At 59.2% G+C, this 15,921-nt stretch carries 17 protein-coding genes and 1 tRNA gene; 9 read left to right on the top strand and 9 right to left on the bottom strand.

The window, feature by feature from the left end; all coding sequences use genetic code 11:
- Position 1: 1 nt before the first annotated feature.
- Complete coding sequence (locus LA304_RS09320) at positions 2-1,849, bottom strand: ABC-F family ATP-binding cassette domain-containing protein (protein ID WP_224502871.1); 1,848 nt, start codon at positions 1,847-1,849, stop codon at positions 2-4.
- A gap of 54 nt (positions 1,850-1,903) precedes the next feature.
- Positions 1,904-2,656, bottom strand: a complete 753-nt coding sequence (locus tag LA304_RS09315) for a GNAT family N-acetyltransferase (RefSeq protein ID WP_224502870.1) — start codon at positions 2,654-2,656, stop codon at positions 1,904-1,906.
- Between the two features lie 152 nt (positions 2,657-2,808).
- On the opposite strand from LA304_RS09315, the gene msrB reads away from it, so the two are divergent.
- Positions 2,809-3,204: a peptide-methionine (R)-S-oxide reductase MsrB gene (gene msrB / locus LA304_RS09310; RefSeq protein ID WP_224502869.1), complete on the top strand. Its 396-nt coding sequence runs from the start codon at positions 2,809-2,811 to the stop codon at positions 3,202-3,204.
- A 69-nt stretch (positions 3,205-3,273) separates the two neighbouring features.
- Here the strand turns inward: msrB and LA304_RS09305 are convergent, their stop codons facing one another.
- Positions 3,274-3,681, bottom strand: coding sequence for an outer membrane protein assembly factor BamE (locus LA304_RS09305; RefSeq protein WP_224503087.1), 408 nt, complete (start codon positions 3,679-3,681; stop codon positions 3,274-3,276).
- A 251-nt stretch (positions 3,682-3,932) separates the two neighbouring features.
- On the opposite strand from LA304_RS09305, the gene LA304_RS09300 reads away from it, so the two are divergent.
- The 8 genes from LA304_RS09300 to LA304_RS09265 all read left to right on the top strand — a co-directional run bounded on the left by LA304_RS09300 (position 3,933) and on the right by LA304_RS09265 (position 9,980).
- On the top strand, positions 3,933-4,415 hold the full coding sequence (locus LA304_RS09300) for a YceD family protein (RefSeq protein ID WP_318010685.1): 483 nt from the start codon (positions 3,933-3,935) through the stop codon (positions 4,413-4,415).
- Positions 4,416-4,691: 276 nt separating this feature from the next.
- Positions 4,692-4,898, top strand: coding sequence for a 50S ribosomal protein L32 (gene rpmF, locus LA304_RS09295; protein ID WP_224502867.1), 207 nt, complete (start codon positions 4,692-4,694; stop codon positions 4,896-4,898).
- A 32-nt stretch (positions 4,899-4,930) separates the two neighbouring features.
- Positions 4,931-6,067, top strand: coding sequence for a phosphate acyltransferase PlsX (plsX, locus tag LA304_RS09290; protein WP_224502866.1), 1,137 nt, complete (start codon positions 4,931-4,933; stop codon positions 6,065-6,067).
- Positions 6,068-6,086: 19 nt separating this feature from the next.
- On the top strand, positions 6,087-7,061 hold the full coding sequence (locus LA304_RS09285; RefSeq protein WP_224502865.1) for a beta-ketoacyl-ACP synthase III: 975 nt from the start codon (positions 6,087-6,089) through the stop codon (positions 7,059-7,061).
- Positions 7,062-7,197: 136 nt separating this feature from the next.
- A complete protein-coding gene (gene ihfA / locus LA304_RS09280; RefSeq protein WP_224502864.1) occupies positions 7,198-7,500 on the top strand; it encodes an integration host factor subunit alpha in 303 nt (100 codons plus the stop codon).
- 23 nt (positions 7,501-7,523) lie between these two features.
- Positions 7,524-8,633: a MerR family transcriptional regulator gene (locus LA304_RS09275; protein WP_224502863.1), complete on the top strand. Its 1,110-nt coding sequence runs from the start codon at positions 7,524-7,526 to the stop codon at positions 8,631-8,633.
- Positions 8,634-8,718: 85 nt separating this feature from the next.
- A tRNA-Pro gene (locus LA304_RS09270) sits at positions 8,719-8,795 on the top strand.
- Between the two features lie 114 nt (positions 8,796-8,909).
- Positions 8,910-9,980, top strand: a complete 1,071-nt coding sequence (locus LA304_RS09265) for a 2'-deoxycytidine 5'-triphosphate deaminase (RefSeq protein ID WP_224502862.1) — start codon at positions 8,910-8,912, stop codon at positions 9,978-9,980.
- A 41-nt stretch (positions 9,981-10,021) separates the two neighbouring features.
- Here the strand turns inward: LA304_RS09265 and LA304_RS09260 are convergent, their stop codons facing one another.
- From LA304_RS09260 to argS, 6 genes are all read right to left on the bottom strand, one after another.
- Entirely contained in the window at positions 10,022-10,204 is a 183-nt protein-coding gene (locus LA304_RS09260; RefSeq protein WP_224502861.1) for a hypothetical protein, read from the bottom strand.
- A gap of 86 nt (positions 10,205-10,290) precedes the next feature.
- Complete coding sequence (scpB, locus tag LA304_RS09255) at positions 10,291-10,926, bottom strand: SMC-Scp complex subunit ScpB (RefSeq protein ID WP_224502860.1); 636 nt, start codon at positions 10,924-10,926, stop codon at positions 10,291-10,293.
- A gap of 3 nt (positions 10,927-10,929) precedes the next feature.
- Positions 10,930-11,721: a segregation and condensation protein A gene (locus LA304_RS09250; RefSeq protein WP_224502859.1), complete on the bottom strand. Its 792-nt coding sequence runs from the start codon at positions 11,719-11,721 to the stop codon at positions 10,930-10,932.
- 61 nt (positions 11,722-11,782) lie between these two features.
- Complete coding sequence (nagZ, locus tag LA304_RS09245; protein ID WP_224502858.1) at positions 11,783-12,766, bottom strand: beta-N-acetylhexosaminidase; 984 nt, start codon at positions 12,764-12,766, stop codon at positions 11,783-11,785.
- Positions 12,767-12,770: 4 nt separating this feature from the next.
- Entirely contained in the window at positions 12,771-13,829 is a 1,059-nt protein-coding gene (locus LA304_RS17900) for an SPOR domain-containing protein (protein WP_224502857.1), read from the bottom strand.
- A gap of 313 nt (positions 13,830-14,142) precedes the next feature.
- Complete coding sequence (argS, locus tag LA304_RS09235; RefSeq protein WP_224502856.1) at positions 14,143-15,861, bottom strand: arginine--tRNA ligase; 1,719 nt, start codon at positions 15,859-15,861, stop codon at positions 14,143-14,145.
- Positions 15,862-15,921: the final 60 nt, after the last annotated feature.

The following is a 15,921-nucleotide window of genomic DNA, read 5'->3' as shown; positions in this document are numbered from 1 at the left end:
TTCAGGGGGCGGAATTCTTTTCCTCGAGCATAAGCCACTCTTCCTCGGCAGCATCCAAGGCGGTTTGCCGTTCCGTCAGCATTTCGGTCGCCTTGCTGAACTTCACCGGCTCGCGGGTAAAGAGCTCCGGATCGGCCAGAAGCTCACCAAGTTTTGCGATCTCGGCCTCAAGACGTTCGATCTCTGCCGGCAGTGCTTCGAGACGATGCTTTTCCGTGAAGGACAGGCCGGATTTCTTGGCGGTCGGCGCTTTTGGTTCCGGTGCTTTTTCAGCTGGCTTCGCGGCTGTCTTGCTTCCCTTCACCGGCTTCGGGGCACTCCTCTCCGTCGAGAAAGTCGCGTCTCCACGCTGATCGAGGTAATCGGACCACCCGCCCGCATAGACCGTCGCTGTGCCATCCCCAGTCATGGCCACGGTCTGCGTCGCCACACGGTCAATGAAGTCACGGTCGTGCGACACGAGCAAAACGGTGCCCTCAAAATCGGTCAGAATTTCCTGCAAGAGATCGAGCGTCTCAATGTCGAGGTCGTTGGTCGGTTCGTCGAGCACGAGAACGTTCGACGGTTTCGCCATGATCTTCGCGAGAAGTAGACGCGCCTTTTCACCGCCCGAAAGCGAGGCGACGGGGGCGCGGGCCTGCGCGTCGTTGAACAGGAATTCTTTGAGGTAACCGACGACGTGCTTGGGGGTGCCGCGCACCATGATCTGGTCGGCCTTGCCGGAGACACGCATGTCCTTGTCAGAGGTCATCGCCTCCCAGAGGTTCAGATCCTCGCGAATGTTGCTCCGCGTCTGGTCGAACACGGCCATTTCGAGTTTGGTGCCAAGACGGATCGTGCCCTCGTCAGGCTCCAACTCCCCCGTGAGCATATTGAGCAGGGTCGTCTTCCCTGCCCCGTTCGGCCCGACAAAGGCCACACGGTCGCCGCGACCGATCTTGATCGAGAAATTCTTGAGAATGGTCCGGTCGCCAAAGGACTTGCCAATGCCTTCCGCCTCGACAACCCGCTTGCCGCTCTTCTCCGCGACTTCGAGTTCCATTGCCGCCGTACCTTGGCGACGAATCTGGCTCGCCCGCTCTGCACGCAAGTCCTGTAGCGCACGGACGCGGCCCATGTTGCGTTTGCGACGCGCAGAGATGCCTTCGACAGCCCAACGGGCCTCCGCCTTGATCTTGCGATTGAGCTTGTGGCGCTGCTGGTCTTCTTCTTCCCAGATCTTGTCGCGCCACGCCTCAAAATCGGCAAACCCCTGTTCCTGCCGCCGCACTTCGCCACGGTCGATCCAGAGCGTCGCACGGGTCAAATGATTGAGGAAAGCACGGTCGTGCGAAATGATCACATAGGCCGCTTTGGTTGTGCGCAGTTCTTCTTCGAGCCACGCAATGGCCTCGATATCGAGGTGGTTGGTCGGTTCGTCCAAGAGCATCAGGGACGGCGCCTCGGCCAGGAGTTTTGCCAGCGCCGCGCGACGGCGCTCACCACCCGAGGCGGTCTCCACCGGGCTCATGGGATCGAACTTCAGACCTTCGGCCACCATGTCGACCTTGTAGCTCTCGGCCGCGTCGAGTTCGGACGCCGCAAATTCACCTAAGGTCGCAAAGCCGGACATGTCCGGCTCTTGCTCCATATAGCCGACGGTGATGCCAGGACCGAGGACGCGGCTCCCGTGGTCTTGTTCGACCAGACCGGCCATAACTTTCATCAGGGTCGATTTGCCGGAGCCGTTGCGGCCTACGAGCGCGACACGGTCGCCCTCCTGGACAACGAGGGACAGCCCGTCAAAGACGGGGTCTCCACCAAAGGTGAGCGAAATATCGGTGAGCTGTAATACGGGTGCGCGTGCCATGCCACTCCGCTACTCGCGGCAGAGGGAAAGGTCAATATGACGCGGCGCGTCACCCTACCCTGCAACCGCGCGCAAAAGCTTTTTCCGTGCTGGCGGAATGGATTTAATTTCGACGCCTGTAAAGACATGCATCGTGTTCAAATCCGGATCGACGACGGCGTGATCGGACACCCAGCCGCCCATCATCAGATAGGTGCGCAGAAGCGGCGGCATTTTCAGCATCGCACGTTTGGCATCCGGTTTCCGACGGAGTCGCGCGGCGTATTTAAAGACGTTCGGGGCTTTGACCTTCGGCAGAAAGCGTTTCGGCCCGATGTGGCGGTGTTTGAGCATTGCCAGAGCGTCTGCGTGGTCCTGCCATTCCGTTCCGTGAAAAGAGGAACATCCGAACAGTAGAGCAACGTCATTGTCATCGACGTAGCGCGTCATCACCCCCCACGCGACGCGCAGGACATCCGGGTCTTTCAGCTCCGGATGCACGCAGAACCGGCCCATTTCGAGCATCCGACCCTCATAATCCGCGAGCGCCTCAAGCCCGTAAAACTGCGCAGAATAGCTGCGTGTGATGTCGCGGCCCGCTTCCAGATCAAGAAAGCGGTAGGTACAAACGAGGCGGCCGGTCTTGCGTTCTTCAATGAGGACATGGCGGCATTGGGGATCAAAGGCATCGACATCACGGCCGTCCACACGCGGTTCAGCCCCCGTGTCGGCAACGAAGGTGAGATACCGAAGCCGTTGCGCCGCATCCAAATCCGCCGCTGTCTCGGCGAAGCGGGCGCTATAGCGGCCTTTGAGCAGGGTCAACATCACGCAAGTCCTTTGATGCACGTAACCTAAATGGGCACGTCCTCTTCTGCCCGCAAGATATGACAGATTCTTGAAAATCGGGACCGCTTTCACACGCTTGTCGATTTCGCGCGCATCCTTATCTTAGAAGCAGATCAAAGAAAGACACGCACATGCCTAAAATTGAAAAGAGCGACGCGGAATGGCGGGCCGAACTGGATCCCGAAACCTACCGTGTCACCCGTGAGGCCGGCACAGAACGGCCCTTCTCCCATCCGGGTTTCCCGAAAACCCCGGGGCGCTTTGCCTGCGCTTGTTGCGGTGCAGAGCTGTTCGCGCAGGAGAACAAGTTCGAATCGCACTGCGGCTGGCCATCGTTTGACGCGGTAAAAGACGGCGCGCCAGTCGCCGAGACGCTCGACCTCACGCACGGCATGCGGCGCGTCGAAGTACACTGCGACGATTGTGGCGCGCACCTCGGGCACGTCTTCCCCGACGGCCCGCGCGAAACCACAGGGATGCGCTATTGCATCAACGGCGTCTCCATACGGTTCGTGCCGGACGAATAAGGCAGCAAGTTGCGAACAAGAAAAAGCCGCCTCGGAGGGCGGCTTTTTTATCTTTCAGGCAAAGCAGCGTTACTGCAGAAGCGTCTCAGGCGACACGCGACCAAGGTTTCCAAAGAGCTGCTGAAGGAAGGTGACCCCCTGAACATTGGCCTCCGTCACCCGACGGTCGAGAGCGACCACTCGTCCGGCCTCGAGACCGAAACGCTCGATATTGCTCACGCGCCCCTGAGAATCAAAAGAGACCGCCACGACCTCACGATCGACTTCGGCCGGTTCGAATGCTCCGTAATGCTTGAAACGGGACCGTACGTAATACCAACCGCTTGATTCGAGGAGGCCCTCTGCGCCCGGCGCACCAATGACATCCGCAACGGTGTCTTTGGTATCGACGCCGACAATCACCTGCGCCAGTTCGTCATCAGAGGGAACATAGCCGTGATTGCGGTATTGCGCGACGCACGCGGAAAGTGAGACCATCAGAAGAAGAGCCAATACTCCCTTCAGGATAAGACCTGTCCAGGTCCCAAAAAATTGCGGGAAAAGTCGGTCGGACATTCGCCCCCCTTGCCTTGTGCGTCTGCGCCTCGTAATCGGCTTATAGAAACAGTGCCGGACGATCAAGCCGGAGGATCAAGGAGACATCGACCATGGGACATGACGGCCTCACGAATTGGGGAGCATCCCTGAAGCTGCGTGAGCTATCCCCAACACATGCCCACCCGTTCCGAATGACACCTACGAGCGAGGAGTGCGAAGAGATCGCAACGGCGCTCGGCCTGAGCTCTTTGAGGAAGGTGAAGTTCGAAGGGAAACTCACGCCTGTGGGCAAACGCGATTGGCAGCTTGAAGCGACGCTTGGCGCAACCGTCGTGCAGCCGTGTGTGGCGACCCTTGCTCCGGTGACGACGCGGATCGATACCGAGGTGACACGTAGCTACCTCTCCGACTTTGATGAGGCGTTTGATGAAGGCGGAGAAGACGAAATGCCGTCTGACGATACGATTGAGCCGCTCCCCCTCGAATTGATCCTCTCGACTGTGGCCGAAGAAGCACTGGCCCTTGCAGCTCCTGATTACCCACGGGCCGAGGGGGCTGATCTCGGCGTGACGCAGTTCACCGAACCGGGTCAGAAGGCCATGAGCGACGAGGATGCGAAACCCTTCGCGTCGCTGAAAGCTCTGCGTGATAAACTCGACAAAAAGGACGACTGAGTCGCGCTCTGACGAGGGCTGAAATTCGTTAAACAAAAGGGTTGAAACTTGGCAAATTCCGAGTATGTTCCGGCCCTCGCTTCCCAGTATGTCTGCCCAACTGGGCGCAGGCGCGTTTTTCATGGTGCAAACCATGGTTTACAGTCTGCCCACAAGGGCCTATGAAGCGCCAAAGTTTTCCGGGCATGAGGCCCGATCCTGACTTGGGGCATATGCCCCTCCCACCCGCGGACGAGGTCCTCATGGCCCTTCGCCCCTTTATACCGAGGTTGAGACATGGCTGTCCCTCAGAATAAAATCACCCGCTCCAAGCGGAACATGCGCCGCGCACACGACGCTCTGGTCGCTGGCAACCCGGCTGAATGCCCGAACTGCGGCGAACTGAAGCGCCCGCACCACGTTTGTGGCGCTTGCGGCTCTTACGACGACCGTGAAGTCGTTGCTCAGGCCGACGAGATCGACCTCGACGACGACGCTGCGTAAGCGTTTTTGCATCTAAACTTCGTGCCGGACGCATGACTGACCCGATGCCGACTTCTGACCACTCTCCTTCCGCTTCCGCGGATGTGACTGTGCAAACCAAAGGTCGGCTCGGGGCAAAGTCAGGCGTTCAGGTCACGTTGTCTATCGACGCTATGGGCGGAGATCGTGGACCGGCGACTGTTGTCGCCGGTATGTCTCGTTCTGCCTCCAAGAATCCCGATCTCAAATTTATCGTTCACGGAGACGGCGCCGAGCTTGAGCGCCTTGTGAACAAGAAGCGCCACCTCAAAGGTCGCGTCGAGATTCGTGATGTGCCCGGCGTCGTGACGATGGATGAGAAGCCGTCACAGGCGATGCGCCGACAGGATACGTCGATGCGCTCTGCCATCGACGCTGTCAAAAGCGGTGAGGCACAGGCTGTTGTGTCCTGTGGCAACACGGGTGCGCTCATGGCGACCTCGATGATCCGTCTTCGCAAACTCGACGGGATTAACCGCCCGGCCATCGCATGTCTTTGGCCCTCGAGGAACCCGCAGGGCTTCAATGTCATGCTCGACGTTGGCGCAGACATCCGTGCAGATGCCCGCGACCTGCTGCAATATGCGATGATGGGTGCATCCTATGCGCGCAACGGCCTCCAGCTCGAACGCCCACGCATCGGTCTGCTCAACGTCGGCACCGAAGAGCACAAGGGCCGCACAGAAATCAAAGACGCAAACGATCTGATCGCTTCGGCATCTGACATCGGCGGCTATGATTTCGTTGGATTCGTCGAAGGTGGCGATATTCCGGGTAACCGCGTGGATGTGATTGTCACCGACGGGTTCACTGGCAACATCGCGCTCAAGACCGGTGAAGGCACCGCGAAACTCGTGGGGGATCTCCTCAAAGAGGCGTTCAAGGCCACACCGCTGTCGCGCATTGCCGCAGTCCTCGCGCTCACCTCTCTGAAACGCCTGCAAAAGCGAATCGATCCGCGCCGCGTGAATGGTGGCGTGTTCCTCGGCCTCAAAGGCACCGTTGTGAAATCGCACGGGTCCGCAGATTCGACAGGCGTGTCCGCCGCTATCAAACTGGCTTACGAACTCTCTGCGACCCAGTTCACAGAGAGACTGGCCGCACGGGTTGCATCTGCGGTAGCCACAGCGCAAAATGGCGCAACGGAATAATTAACAAAAGGTCTTGTCCATGGCAGTCCGGGCAGTCGTCGCTGGTGTGGGGCATTACCTCCCCGCCCGTGTGGTCGAGAACGCAGAGTTCGAAAAAACCCTCGATACAACCGATGAATGGATTCGCACCCGCTCCGGGATCGAACGTCGCCATTTCGCGGCCGAGGATGAGACGACCTCCATGCTCGGGACAGAGGCTGCTCGTGCCGCCCTCAAAGACGCCGGGCTGGAGCCGTCAGATATCGACGCCATCATCGTTGCCACCTCGACGCCGGACCTGACCTTTCCCTCCGTCGCAACGATGATCCAGAACGCGCTCGGCGCGAACTGCGGTTTTGCGTTCGACGTGCAAGCCGTCTGCGCAGGTTTCATCTACGCCCTCTCCAACGCCAACGCACAGATCGTCTCCGGTCAGGCCAAGCGCGTGCTCGTGATCGGCGCTGAAACCTTCTCGCGGATCATGGACTGGGAAGACCGCGCGACTTGCGTGCTGTTCGGCGACGGGGCGGGGGCTCTGGTTCTGGAAGCCCGCGAAGAAAGCGGCACTCCGGAGGATCAGGGCATTCTCTCCGTCGATCTCAATTCTGACGGTTCCTACAAAGACATGCTGTTTGTGGACGGCGGCGTGTCGACCACCGGCACGTCCGGCAAGCTTCGAATGCAAGGCAATGCCCTCTTCCGTCAGGCAGTCCAGAAACTCGCCTCGACCGCCGAGACCGCGATCGCGAAGGCTGGATTGACGCCGGAAGATATCGACTGGATCGTCCCTCATCAGGCAAACATCCGCATCATCGAAGGCACCGCAAAGAAGCTCAACCATTCTATGGATCAGGTGGTGGTGACGGTTCAGGACCACGGCAACACCTCAGCGGCCTCCATTCCGCTCGCCATGTCTGTCGGGCGCGATCGTGGGCAGATCAAGCCTGGCGACCTCCTCGTAGCCGAAGCAATCGGCGGTGGATTGGCGTGGGGTGCGGTTGTCATCCGCTGGTAAGACGCGCAAACATTGCCGCCCACACAACCAGAGGGCGGCAAAACACAGCGTAAGAAACTCTCTTTAAGTCATTGATATTGACGCCTGCTAAGCAAACTGCCACTCTCCTCACCATCTGTTCAAAAGGGGGAGACTTATGAGCAAAACACTGACACGCATGGACCTGAGCGAAGCCGTTTTTCGCGAAGTCGGACTGAGCCGCAATGAATCCGCTGCCCTCGTGGAAAGTGTGCTTGCACACGTTTCCGACGCGCTGGTCGAGGGGGAAAGCGTCAAGATTTCGTCCTTTGGCACCTTCTCCGTTCGGGCCAAATCCGAACGTGTCGGCCGCAACCCGAAGACCGGTGACGAGGCTCCAATTCCGGCCCGTCGCGTACTGACCTTCCGCCCTTCGCATCTGATGAAGGATCGCGTGGCTGCCGGCAACAAAGCGACCTAAATTCCTTAAGGGCTTGATTTAAAATGGTTAAATCTCCGGACGCCTTTCGCACAATTAGCGAGGTTGCCGATTGGCTCGAGACCCCAGCTCATGTTTTGCGCTTTTGGGAGAGCCGATTTACCCAGATCAAACCCGTGAAACGCGCGGGCGGTCGGCGGTATTACCGCCCCGCCGATATGGCGCTTCTTGGCGGCATCAAAAAATTGCTGCACGAAGATGGCATGACCATCCGAGGCGCGCAAAAACTCTTGCGAGAGCGCGGCGTTAAGTATGTCGCTTCACTCTCGCCAGAGATCGAAGGGGTGGAGCCGATCACCCCGCCACCAGACAAAGTTGCACCGATTCCCCCTGCCCCGATGGCAGAGATGGTTCCGCAGGATGAGTTTGACCATCCGGAACCGGAAGAAACAGTCGTGCCGTTCGCGCGCCCTGCCTCCGGCAAGCCTTTGAAACAAGACGCAACGCTCGAGCTTGATCTCGGCGACGACTTGGGCGCAGAGCGGATGAAATCCGCGCCGGCACCTGTCGAAAAGAATGAAGCGCCAGCTGCCGAGGACAAAACCGATCTCGAAAAGAAAGCGTTCGAGCAAACGACGTTCAATTTCGATATGCCCTCCGTCCCCCCTGCCGCGACAGAGGCCGATATCGTCGCTGAGAAAGATGGGAGCGCACCGGAAACAGCCGATCTCGAGACACCCTCTGACGTGAGCGTCACGCCAGAGCTTATCGAGGAAGATATTTCGCATACTGCCGATGAACCGGCAGCGGCCGTCACTCCAGAAGAGCCTCGCGCCGAATCCGATGCGCCGATCAAGCGAACTCCGGAAGACTTTTCGTGGCGATACGCGCCGAGAGCGCCTATTGCGCCATCGGAGGCAGAGCCCGGACTGGCAGAACATACCTTAGAGGAGACGGCACCCGAAGAAATCGAACCTTTGCCTTCGGAAGAACCGGTCTCCCAAACGCCATTGGGCGAAAACCTTCCTGTTGACCCGGTGGAGAGCGCGCAGTTTCAGCCGTATGGCGCGGTCGCCGGACAGCTCAACCATCGGCACTTGAAGGCGCTTGATCTTTCGGAGGTGCGCGCTGTACTCGCCCGTGTCGAAGCGCTCTGTGCCCGACTGTCCGAGTGAGCACTCACGCTCGCAAATTTCCGGGACTGTTCGCGAAAATACCGCTTGCCCCGCCCGCTGAAATCACTATGTAAGGGGTCCACGTCGGGCTATAGCGCAGCCTGGTAGCGCGTCCGTCTGGGGGACGGAAGGTCGCAGGTTCAAGTCCTGCTAGCCCGACCATTACAAAACTGCTCGTGAGCCACCGCTCTCGGGCGGTTTTGTCATTTGGGCCTCTGGGCTTGGCTGTCCTTTTACGGTAATGGAATGAAAAACAAACTCGTGGGAGGGACTTGAATGGGTGTTTTGGCCGATCACGCCATTCGACTGATGATCGAACGCGGAGAAATTTCCGCGACGCCAGCCGTCGAGGACGTTCAAGTTCAACCTGCGTCGCTCGATCTGCGCCTCGGGACACGTGCATGGCGCGTCCGTGCCTCGTTCCTCGCAGGTGAGGGCAACACGGTTTCTGACCGCCTCGAAGCCTTCGAGATGCACCAGATCGATTTGGAAGGCGGCGCTGTCCTCGAAAAGGGCTGTGTTTACGTGGTGCCGCTCATGGAGTGCCTGTCACTCCCCGAGGGGGTGCAGGCTGTCGCCAATGCGAAGAGCTCCACTGGCCGCCTCGATCTCCTGACGCGCCTCATCACGGACGAAGGCGTCGAGTTTGACCGCATCGCGCCTGGGTATACCGGACCGCTTTACGCCGAGATTTGCCCCCGCTCCTTCTCCGTCCTTGTCCGCCCCGGCATGCGCCTCAACCAGATCCGCTTCCGCGCAGGTCAGGCAACGCTTACGGACACGGAACTGCTCGCACTGCACGAAGAGATGCCGCTCGTCGACAGTGAGGCAGTGATTGATCAGGGCCTCGGGTTCTCGGTCGATCTCAAGCCCGCTGAAGGCAATTTGGTCGGCTATCGCGCGAAACCGCACACAGGCGTCATCGACCTCGACAACATCGGCTATTACGACCCGACGGATTACTGGGAGCCGATCCACGCCAAAGACGGACGGATCATTCTCGACCCCGGCGCGTTCTATATCCTCGTGAGCCGCGAAGCGGTCCATATCCCGCCAGATTACGCCGCAGAAATGGCGCCTTACCTTGCGATGGTTGGCGAGTTCCGCGTGCACTATGCGGGCTTCTTTGATCCGGGCTTTGGCCATGCAAATGCTGGCGGTCAGGGATCACGCGGCGTTCTCGAAGTCCGCTGTCACGAGGCGCCGTTTGTGTTGGAGCACGGTCAAATCGTCGGGCGTCTCGTCTATGAACGTATGGAAAGCCGACCCGACCGCCTCTACGGCGCGGACCTGAGTTCCAACTATCAGGGACAGGGCCTCAAGCTCGCGAAACACTTCAAAAGCTGATCACAGGCCCGGTGACGCGGCAGCGTTACCGGTGAGCGCGCTTACTCCACGCGTGTGGTGTCTGGTTTACCCTGCTGCGCCATTTCGACAGAACCATCGTTTGCAGATTTCTTGCCGCCACGGTTCGAGATTGCTTTCGAACCCGCATTAATCCCTGCATTCACACCCTTATTCACGAGTGTGCGAATGACGCGGTTGATGACTTGATTGATGATCCGGTCCATGTTCATGGCGTCAAACCTTCCGACATATTTTGATCGTTTGCGCGGACCCTAACACAAAATTGCTGCACTGCCACATCACATCGTGATCAGCTTTCGTCCTCGAAGAGATCATCCTGATCCTCGTCGTCATCCGTAGCGTCCAATCCAGGCAGAGGACGACTTTCCAACAGACCTGCCGCACGGAGTTCTTTGACCCCCGGCAGATCACGCGCACTCTCCAGACCGAAGTGGTCGAGGAAGTGCGGCGTCACGACATAGGTTACTGGACGGCCCGGACTCATGCGACGACGCCCGAACCTGATCCAGTCGAGTTCCATGAGCTGATCGAGCGTGCCGCGTGACACGGAAACGCCGCGAATTTCCTCGATCTCTGCACGGGTGCAGGGCTGATGATAGGCAATAATCGCGAGAGTCTCAATTGCCGCGCGGGAGAGTTTTCGCGTCTCAACCGTTTCTTTTTGCATAAGAAATCCGAGATCCGGCGCTGTGCGAATGGCCCAGCTATCACCGACACGCACCACACGCACCCCACGCCCTTCATAGCGGCGCTGCAGGAGTTCAAGTGCCGCTTTCGGATTACAACCATGCGGCATGCGAGAGGCGAGATCGTTCACCGTCACAGGGTCCGCAGAGGCAAACAAAACAGCCTCAACCATGCGCTCTTGCTCCGCCAAAGGCGGCGCATCGAAAAGGCTTTCTTCCTGCTCTGGCAAGTCGTTCATTGGTTATCTCCGTCTTGCCTTGATCTGGATGGGCTCAAAGGTCCCACCCTGACGCAACTCTACCTGCCCCTGCTTCGCAAGCTCCAGCGACGCTGCAAAGGTCGCGGCCGTCGCAGACCGGCGTTTCTTTGGATCAAGCTCCCATCCTTCAGGCAGGTAACTCGACAAATCCGCCCATTCGACAGCAAAGGGGATCAACCCGCGCAAGCGCTCTAGCGCCTGTTCCATCGACAGGATTGCTTCACGGTCCATGACAAACGGGCGGAATTCGTCTTTTGTCCGAACGCGGGCATAGGCCTGCATCAGATCGAGCAAGCTCGCGGTGTAGGTGATATTCCGACGGCGCTCGACCTCTTCCGGAAGGCCACGCACAAAGAAATCACGCCCCTTCTGGTCCCGCGCCATGAGTTTCGCGGCCGACTCCCGCATCGCCTCAAGGCGTTGCAGTTGATACGCGAGGTGGGCGGCGAGTTCTTCACCGGACGGGCCTTCGTCCGACGGATCAGGCGGCAACAAGAGGCGGGATTTGAGAAAGGCGAGCCACGCCGCCATCACGAGGTAATCTGCAGCGAGTTCGATCCGAAGTTCTTTGGCTTTCTCGATGAACAGCAAATACTGCTGCGCGAGGTGCAGGACCGAAATTTTCCGCAGATCGACCTTCTGCGTGCGCGACAGTTGCAGCAGGAGATCGAGCGGCCCCTCGAACCCGTCAACGTCTACAATCAACGCTTCAGCCGCGAGCCGTTGCTCAACACTCAAAACATCGTTGATTTCAAATTGATCGGGATCAGCCATGGGGAACTATACGAACGGTTTTCGCATGGAAACAAGCGCTTTGAACGCCTGACGCGCCGTCTCAGGGCAAAAGCGCCGCGAACTCTGCCTCAAGGGCCTGCAGATCGACTGGAGTTGCGGTGCCTCGTGCATGCGCCGCGCTGTCAGCCCGCTGTTGAGCACGCGGCTCAAGGGCGCCCAGCGAGGCAAGTGCTTCCATCTCAGCCATGTCGCCGTTGCAGTGCAAAACGATGTCACATCCAGCGCGCAGCGATACCAACCCACGCTCTGCAATTGTGCCACTGAGCGCCTCCATCGAGACGTCATCCGTCATGAGCAGACCGTCAAACCCGATCTCGTTGCGGATCAGGTCGATACACGTCGGACTTTGCGTCGCGCAGAGGTCCGCATCAATTGCCTCGTAGACAATATGGGCAGTCATCGCCATCGGAAGGTCCGCGAGCGCCTTGAACGGAGCGAAGTCCTCGGACAACTCATCCAGCGATGCGGAGACCCGCGGTAGGCCGAGGTGGCTATCCACCGTCCCACGACCGTGACCCGGGATGTGTTTGATTATACCAGCCACACCACCCGCAGAGAGACCATCCGCTTGCGCTCGGCCCATCTCAATAACCGTTGCCGCGTCGAGGCCGTAGCAGCGATTATAGAGAAACTCATGCGTCTCCGGTCGCGCCACATCGAGCATCGGCGCGCAGCTGACGTCGATACCGAGGGACAAGAGCTCATGCGCAATAATCCTACCGCGAAGCCACATCGCACGGGCGGGATCACGCGCGGTTTGACATTGATCCAACGGCGGGAGCCACTCACGCCAATACGGCGCGCGGAGCCGCTGAACGCGTCCGCCTTCCTGATCGATGAGGATCGGCGCATCGCGGCCAACGGCCTCGCGTAACTCGGACGTAAGACGGGACACCTGTTCCGGCGTCTCGATATTGCGCGCGAATAGGATGAATCCCCACGGATCGGACGCACGGAAAAAGGCTTGCTCGCGCTCCGTGAGGGACAGGCCTTCACAGCCGAAGATATATGCGCCCTGCCCCATATGATTATCGCTGGACCGTTGGCACACAGGCCGCGTTCATGGACGTGAGTGCGGAACAGAAGCGGTTCGCGTCAGACGCGTCCGCAAACCCGAAAGCGCGCAGACGATAAAAGGTTTTCCCGCCGCTCTCTGCTTGCTCGATCACACGGGTTTTCTCGCCCATCAGGTCCTCGAAACGGGCAGACAGGCGCACCCATTCAGTGCGGGCGACATCTTCGGACTGGAACGCGCCCAGCTGAACAAGGCTTGCACCGGTCGGAACGTCATCGGCGGACATTTCGCGCGGCATGGCCATAGCGGCAAGGATGTCATCGGCGACCCCGTTGAGGCTGGCGCTGCCCGAAAGCGACGCGAGCTGAACATTGGGAACATCTGCCGGGCGCAGCTTTGGCAGCGGCGACCGCATCGCATTCGTGACAAGCGGCGCCTCGACCTCTCCGACCGTGTCGATCTCTGCAAGTTCGAGTGGGCTTTCTTCGACCATAATCGCCTCAACATTATCCGCGACCGTATTGGCGGGCATCGGCTGTGGCTTGACAGAATAGGCCTCGGACGTCGGCTCGTAGGATGCCAATACGGGCGCTCCAATTTGCCCCATCGGCTGATCTTCGTCGCTCAGACCGGTCGCAGCGGGAGCGAGAACGTAGCGGTCAGCAGGAGCAGCGGCGGAGCCGTCTGTCGTCACAGAATTGACAGCGAGGCCCTGATGCATTGCGAGTTGTCCACCCGGATCATCCGGCAGGATGCGAGCGGAGCCTTCGAGCGCGCGGATGACCGGCACACCCCGCACATCGCGGACCATGAGGTTATAGCCCCAAACACCCAAACCGACGATCAGGGCGAGCGACATAACCGCGCCACCCCACTGTGCTGCCCCGAGCTTTGGACGCGCATAGTCTTCGACTGGCTCGGCGTAGCCGTAATCTTCGGGCACATGATCTGTATAGTCGCCTTCATAGCCGTGTGCAGCATATCCGGATGGCTGATAACCGGCCTGCGCATAGCCGTTCGCATCGGTCTGATACGGCTGGGACGGAGCCGCATACTGTGGCGTATTTCTCACAGGCGGCTCTTGATGTGCATGTGGATACACGGGGGCATGCTGCCCGTGAGAGGCACCATACTGCGCCGCATAGGGGTCATGGGGAGCACGCGCCGACAGAGGCGGCTGGGCCCGCATGTGGGAATTCTGCGTCGCGAATGAATCGTGGGAATAGCCCCCATAAGGGGCATTCGTGTCCTGAACCATCTTTGCCTCGTCTCGTTTCCCGCTTTATTTACAACGGGTTAGTGCCTGCTCGTGAGAGGCCGAACGGGGGATCTTTGTCCCCTCTCCGTGTTCGCCCTCTCGGGTTCTCTGACAGAGGCGGCTTTGGTTAGCGCATCTCTTCTGCCGGAGTTACGCCAAGAATACCAAGACCGGCAGAAATCACAACGGCCACGGCACGCGGCAGTGCAATTTTTGCAGCCGACAGGTCGGTGTCGTCTTGGAGGAAGCGCAGCGCTTCGTTGTCATTGCCCTTGTTCCACAGCGCATGGAAATCGGACGCAAGTTCATAGAGATAGAACGCAATGCGGTGCGGCTCGTGGCCTTTCGCTGCGATTTCCACCTGACGCGGGAAGTCGGCAAGTTTGCGAGCAACCGCCACCTCAGCCGGATCGTCAAAGCGCGGCGTATCGGAGAGGGTCACGCCCTGCTCTGCGGCCTTGCGAAGGACAGAACAAACGCGTGCGTGGGCGTATTGCACGTAGAATACAGGGTTGTCTTTGGATTGCTCCAAAACCTTGTCAAAGTCGAAATCGAGCGACGCATCGTTTTTGCGGGTCAGCATGATGAAACGGGTCACGTCTTTGCCCGCCTGCTCGACTACGTCGCGCAGGGTCACAAAGGTGCCGGCACGCTTCGACATCTTGAACGGCTCGCCGTTCTTGAAGAGCTTCACGAGCTGGATCAGCTTGATATCACAGGCCACTTTGCCGTCAGACAGCGCAGACACAGCCGCTTTCATCCGCTTCACGTAACCGCCGTGGTCAGCGCCAAACACGTCAATGATCTCGTCAAAGCCGCGCTTCACCTTGTCATAGTGATAGGCAATGTCCGGCGCAAAGTAGGTCCAGGAGCCGTCGGATTTCTTGACAGGACGGTCCACGTCATCGCCGTGCTCGGTGGATTTGAACAGCGTCTGCTCACGCGGTTCCCAGTCTTCCGGCGTTTTCCCTTTCGGCGGCTCGAGCACGCCTTCGTAGATCAGACCTTTGTCATCCAGCTCTTTGAGAGCGGATTCAATGAGACCCGTGCCGTAGAGCGATTTCTCGGAGAAGAACACATCCATCTCAACGCCGAGCAGCGCCAGATCTTCGCGGATCATGCCCATCATCGCATCTGTCGCGAAGACGCGCACGTCGGCGAGCCAGTCTTCTTCCGGCTTGTCGAGCAGGCTGTCGCCATACTTTTCCTTGAGCGCCTCACCGACCGGCACGAGATAATCGCCCGGATAGAGACCTTCAGCGATCTCGGGGCTCAGGCCGTTGGCTTCGCGGTAACGCTCGAACGCGGAACGTGCGAGCACGTCAACCTGCGCGCCACCGTCGTTGATGTAGTATTCGCGCGTAACGTCATAGCCAGCGAAAGCCAGAAGAGACGCGAGCGCGTCGCCGAACACCGCGCCACGGGTATGGCCGACGTGCATCGGGCCTGTGGGGTTCGCGGAGACGTATTCGACGTTGATCTTCTTGTTGCCGCCAAAGTCGGAGCGACCATAGCCCTCTTCCGTCAGGACAGACGTCACAAGACCGGACCACACGCCCTCAGCGAGACGCAGGTTGATAAAGCCGGGACCAGCCACATCGACGGTTTCGACGCGCGCGTCGGCGCCGAGTTTTTCCGCAAGTTTCTCTGCGATGTCACGCGGTTTGGATTTCGCAGGCTTCGCGAGCACCATCGCGGCGTTGGTCGCCATATCGCCATGAAGCGGATCGCGCGGTGGTTCGACCGCCACATGTGCAAAGTTCAGTCCTTCGGGCAGATGCCCCTCGGAAACCATTGCGTCGAGGCTGTCGATGACAAGCGTGCGGATATCGGCGAACAGGTTCATAGCGTCTCTCTATTTCTAGTATGAGCGCGGGTTTACCACGGCCAATCGCCACGTCAACGG

Origin of the sequence: Celeribacter litoreus, from assembly GCF_020165855.1 — a bacterium.
GTDB classification, from domain to species: Bacteria; Pseudomonadota; Alphaproteobacteria; order Rhodobacterales; family Rhodobacteraceae; genus Celeribacter; species Celeribacter litoreus.
This window is presented reverse-complemented; position numbering and strand designations above follow the sequence as displayed.

Coding starts and splice junctions, on each gene's coding strand:
- LA304_RS09320 (WP_224502871.1), bottom strand. CDS start 1,849: ATGGCACGCGCACCCGTATTACAGCTCACCGATATTTCGCTCACCTTT.
- LA304_RS09315 (WP_224502870.1), bottom strand. CDS start 2,656: ATGTTGACCCTGCTCAAAGGCCGCTATAGCGCCCGCTTCGCCGAGACA.
- msrB (WP_224502869.1), top strand. CDS start 2,809: ATGCCTAAAATTGAAAAGAGCGACGCGGAATGGCGGGCCGAACTGGAT.
- LA304_RS09305 (WP_224503087.1), bottom strand. CDS start 3,681: ATGGTCTCACTTTCCGCGTGCGTCGCGCAATACCGCAATCACGGCTAT.
- LA304_RS09300 (WP_318010685.1), top strand. CDS start 3,933: ATGACACCTACGAGCGAGGAGTGCGAAGAGATCGCAACGGCGCTCGGC.
- rpmF (WP_224502867.1), top strand. CDS start 4,692: ATGGCTGTCCCTCAGAATAAAATCACCCGCTCCAAGCGGAACATGCGC.
- plsX (WP_224502866.1), top strand. CDS start 4,931: ATGACTGACCCGATGCCGACTTCTGACCACTCTCCTTCCGCTTCCGCG.
- LA304_RS09285 (WP_224502865.1), top strand. CDS start 6,087: ATGGCAGTCCGGGCAGTCGTCGCTGGTGTGGGGCATTACCTCCCCGCC.
- ihfA (WP_224502864.1), top strand. CDS start 7,198: ATGAGCAAAACACTGACACGCATGGACCTGAGCGAAGCCGTTTTTCGC.
- LA304_RS09275 (WP_224502863.1), top strand. CDS start 7,524: ATGGTTAAATCTCCGGACGCCTTTCGCACAATTAGCGAGGTTGCCGAT.
- LA304_RS09265 (WP_224502862.1), top strand. CDS start 8,910: ATGGGTGTTTTGGCCGATCACGCCATTCGACTGATGATCGAACGCGGA.
- LA304_RS09260 (WP_224502861.1), bottom strand. CDS start 10,204: ATGGACCGGATCATCAATCAAGTCATCAACCGCGTCATTCGCACACTC.
- scpB (WP_224502860.1), bottom strand. CDS start 10,926: ATGAACGACTTGCCAGAGCAGGAAGAAAGCCTTTTCGATGCGCCGCCT.
- LA304_RS09250 (WP_224502859.1), bottom strand. CDS start 11,721: ATGGCTGATCCCGATCAATTTGAAATCAACGATGTTTTGAGTGTTGAG.
- nagZ (WP_224502858.1), bottom strand. CDS start 12,766: ATGGGGCAGGGCGCATATATCTTCGGCTGTGAAGGCCTGTCCCTCACG.
- argS (WP_224502856.1), bottom strand. CDS start 15,861: ATGAACCTGTTCGCCGATATCCGCACGCTTGTCATCGACAGCCTCGAC.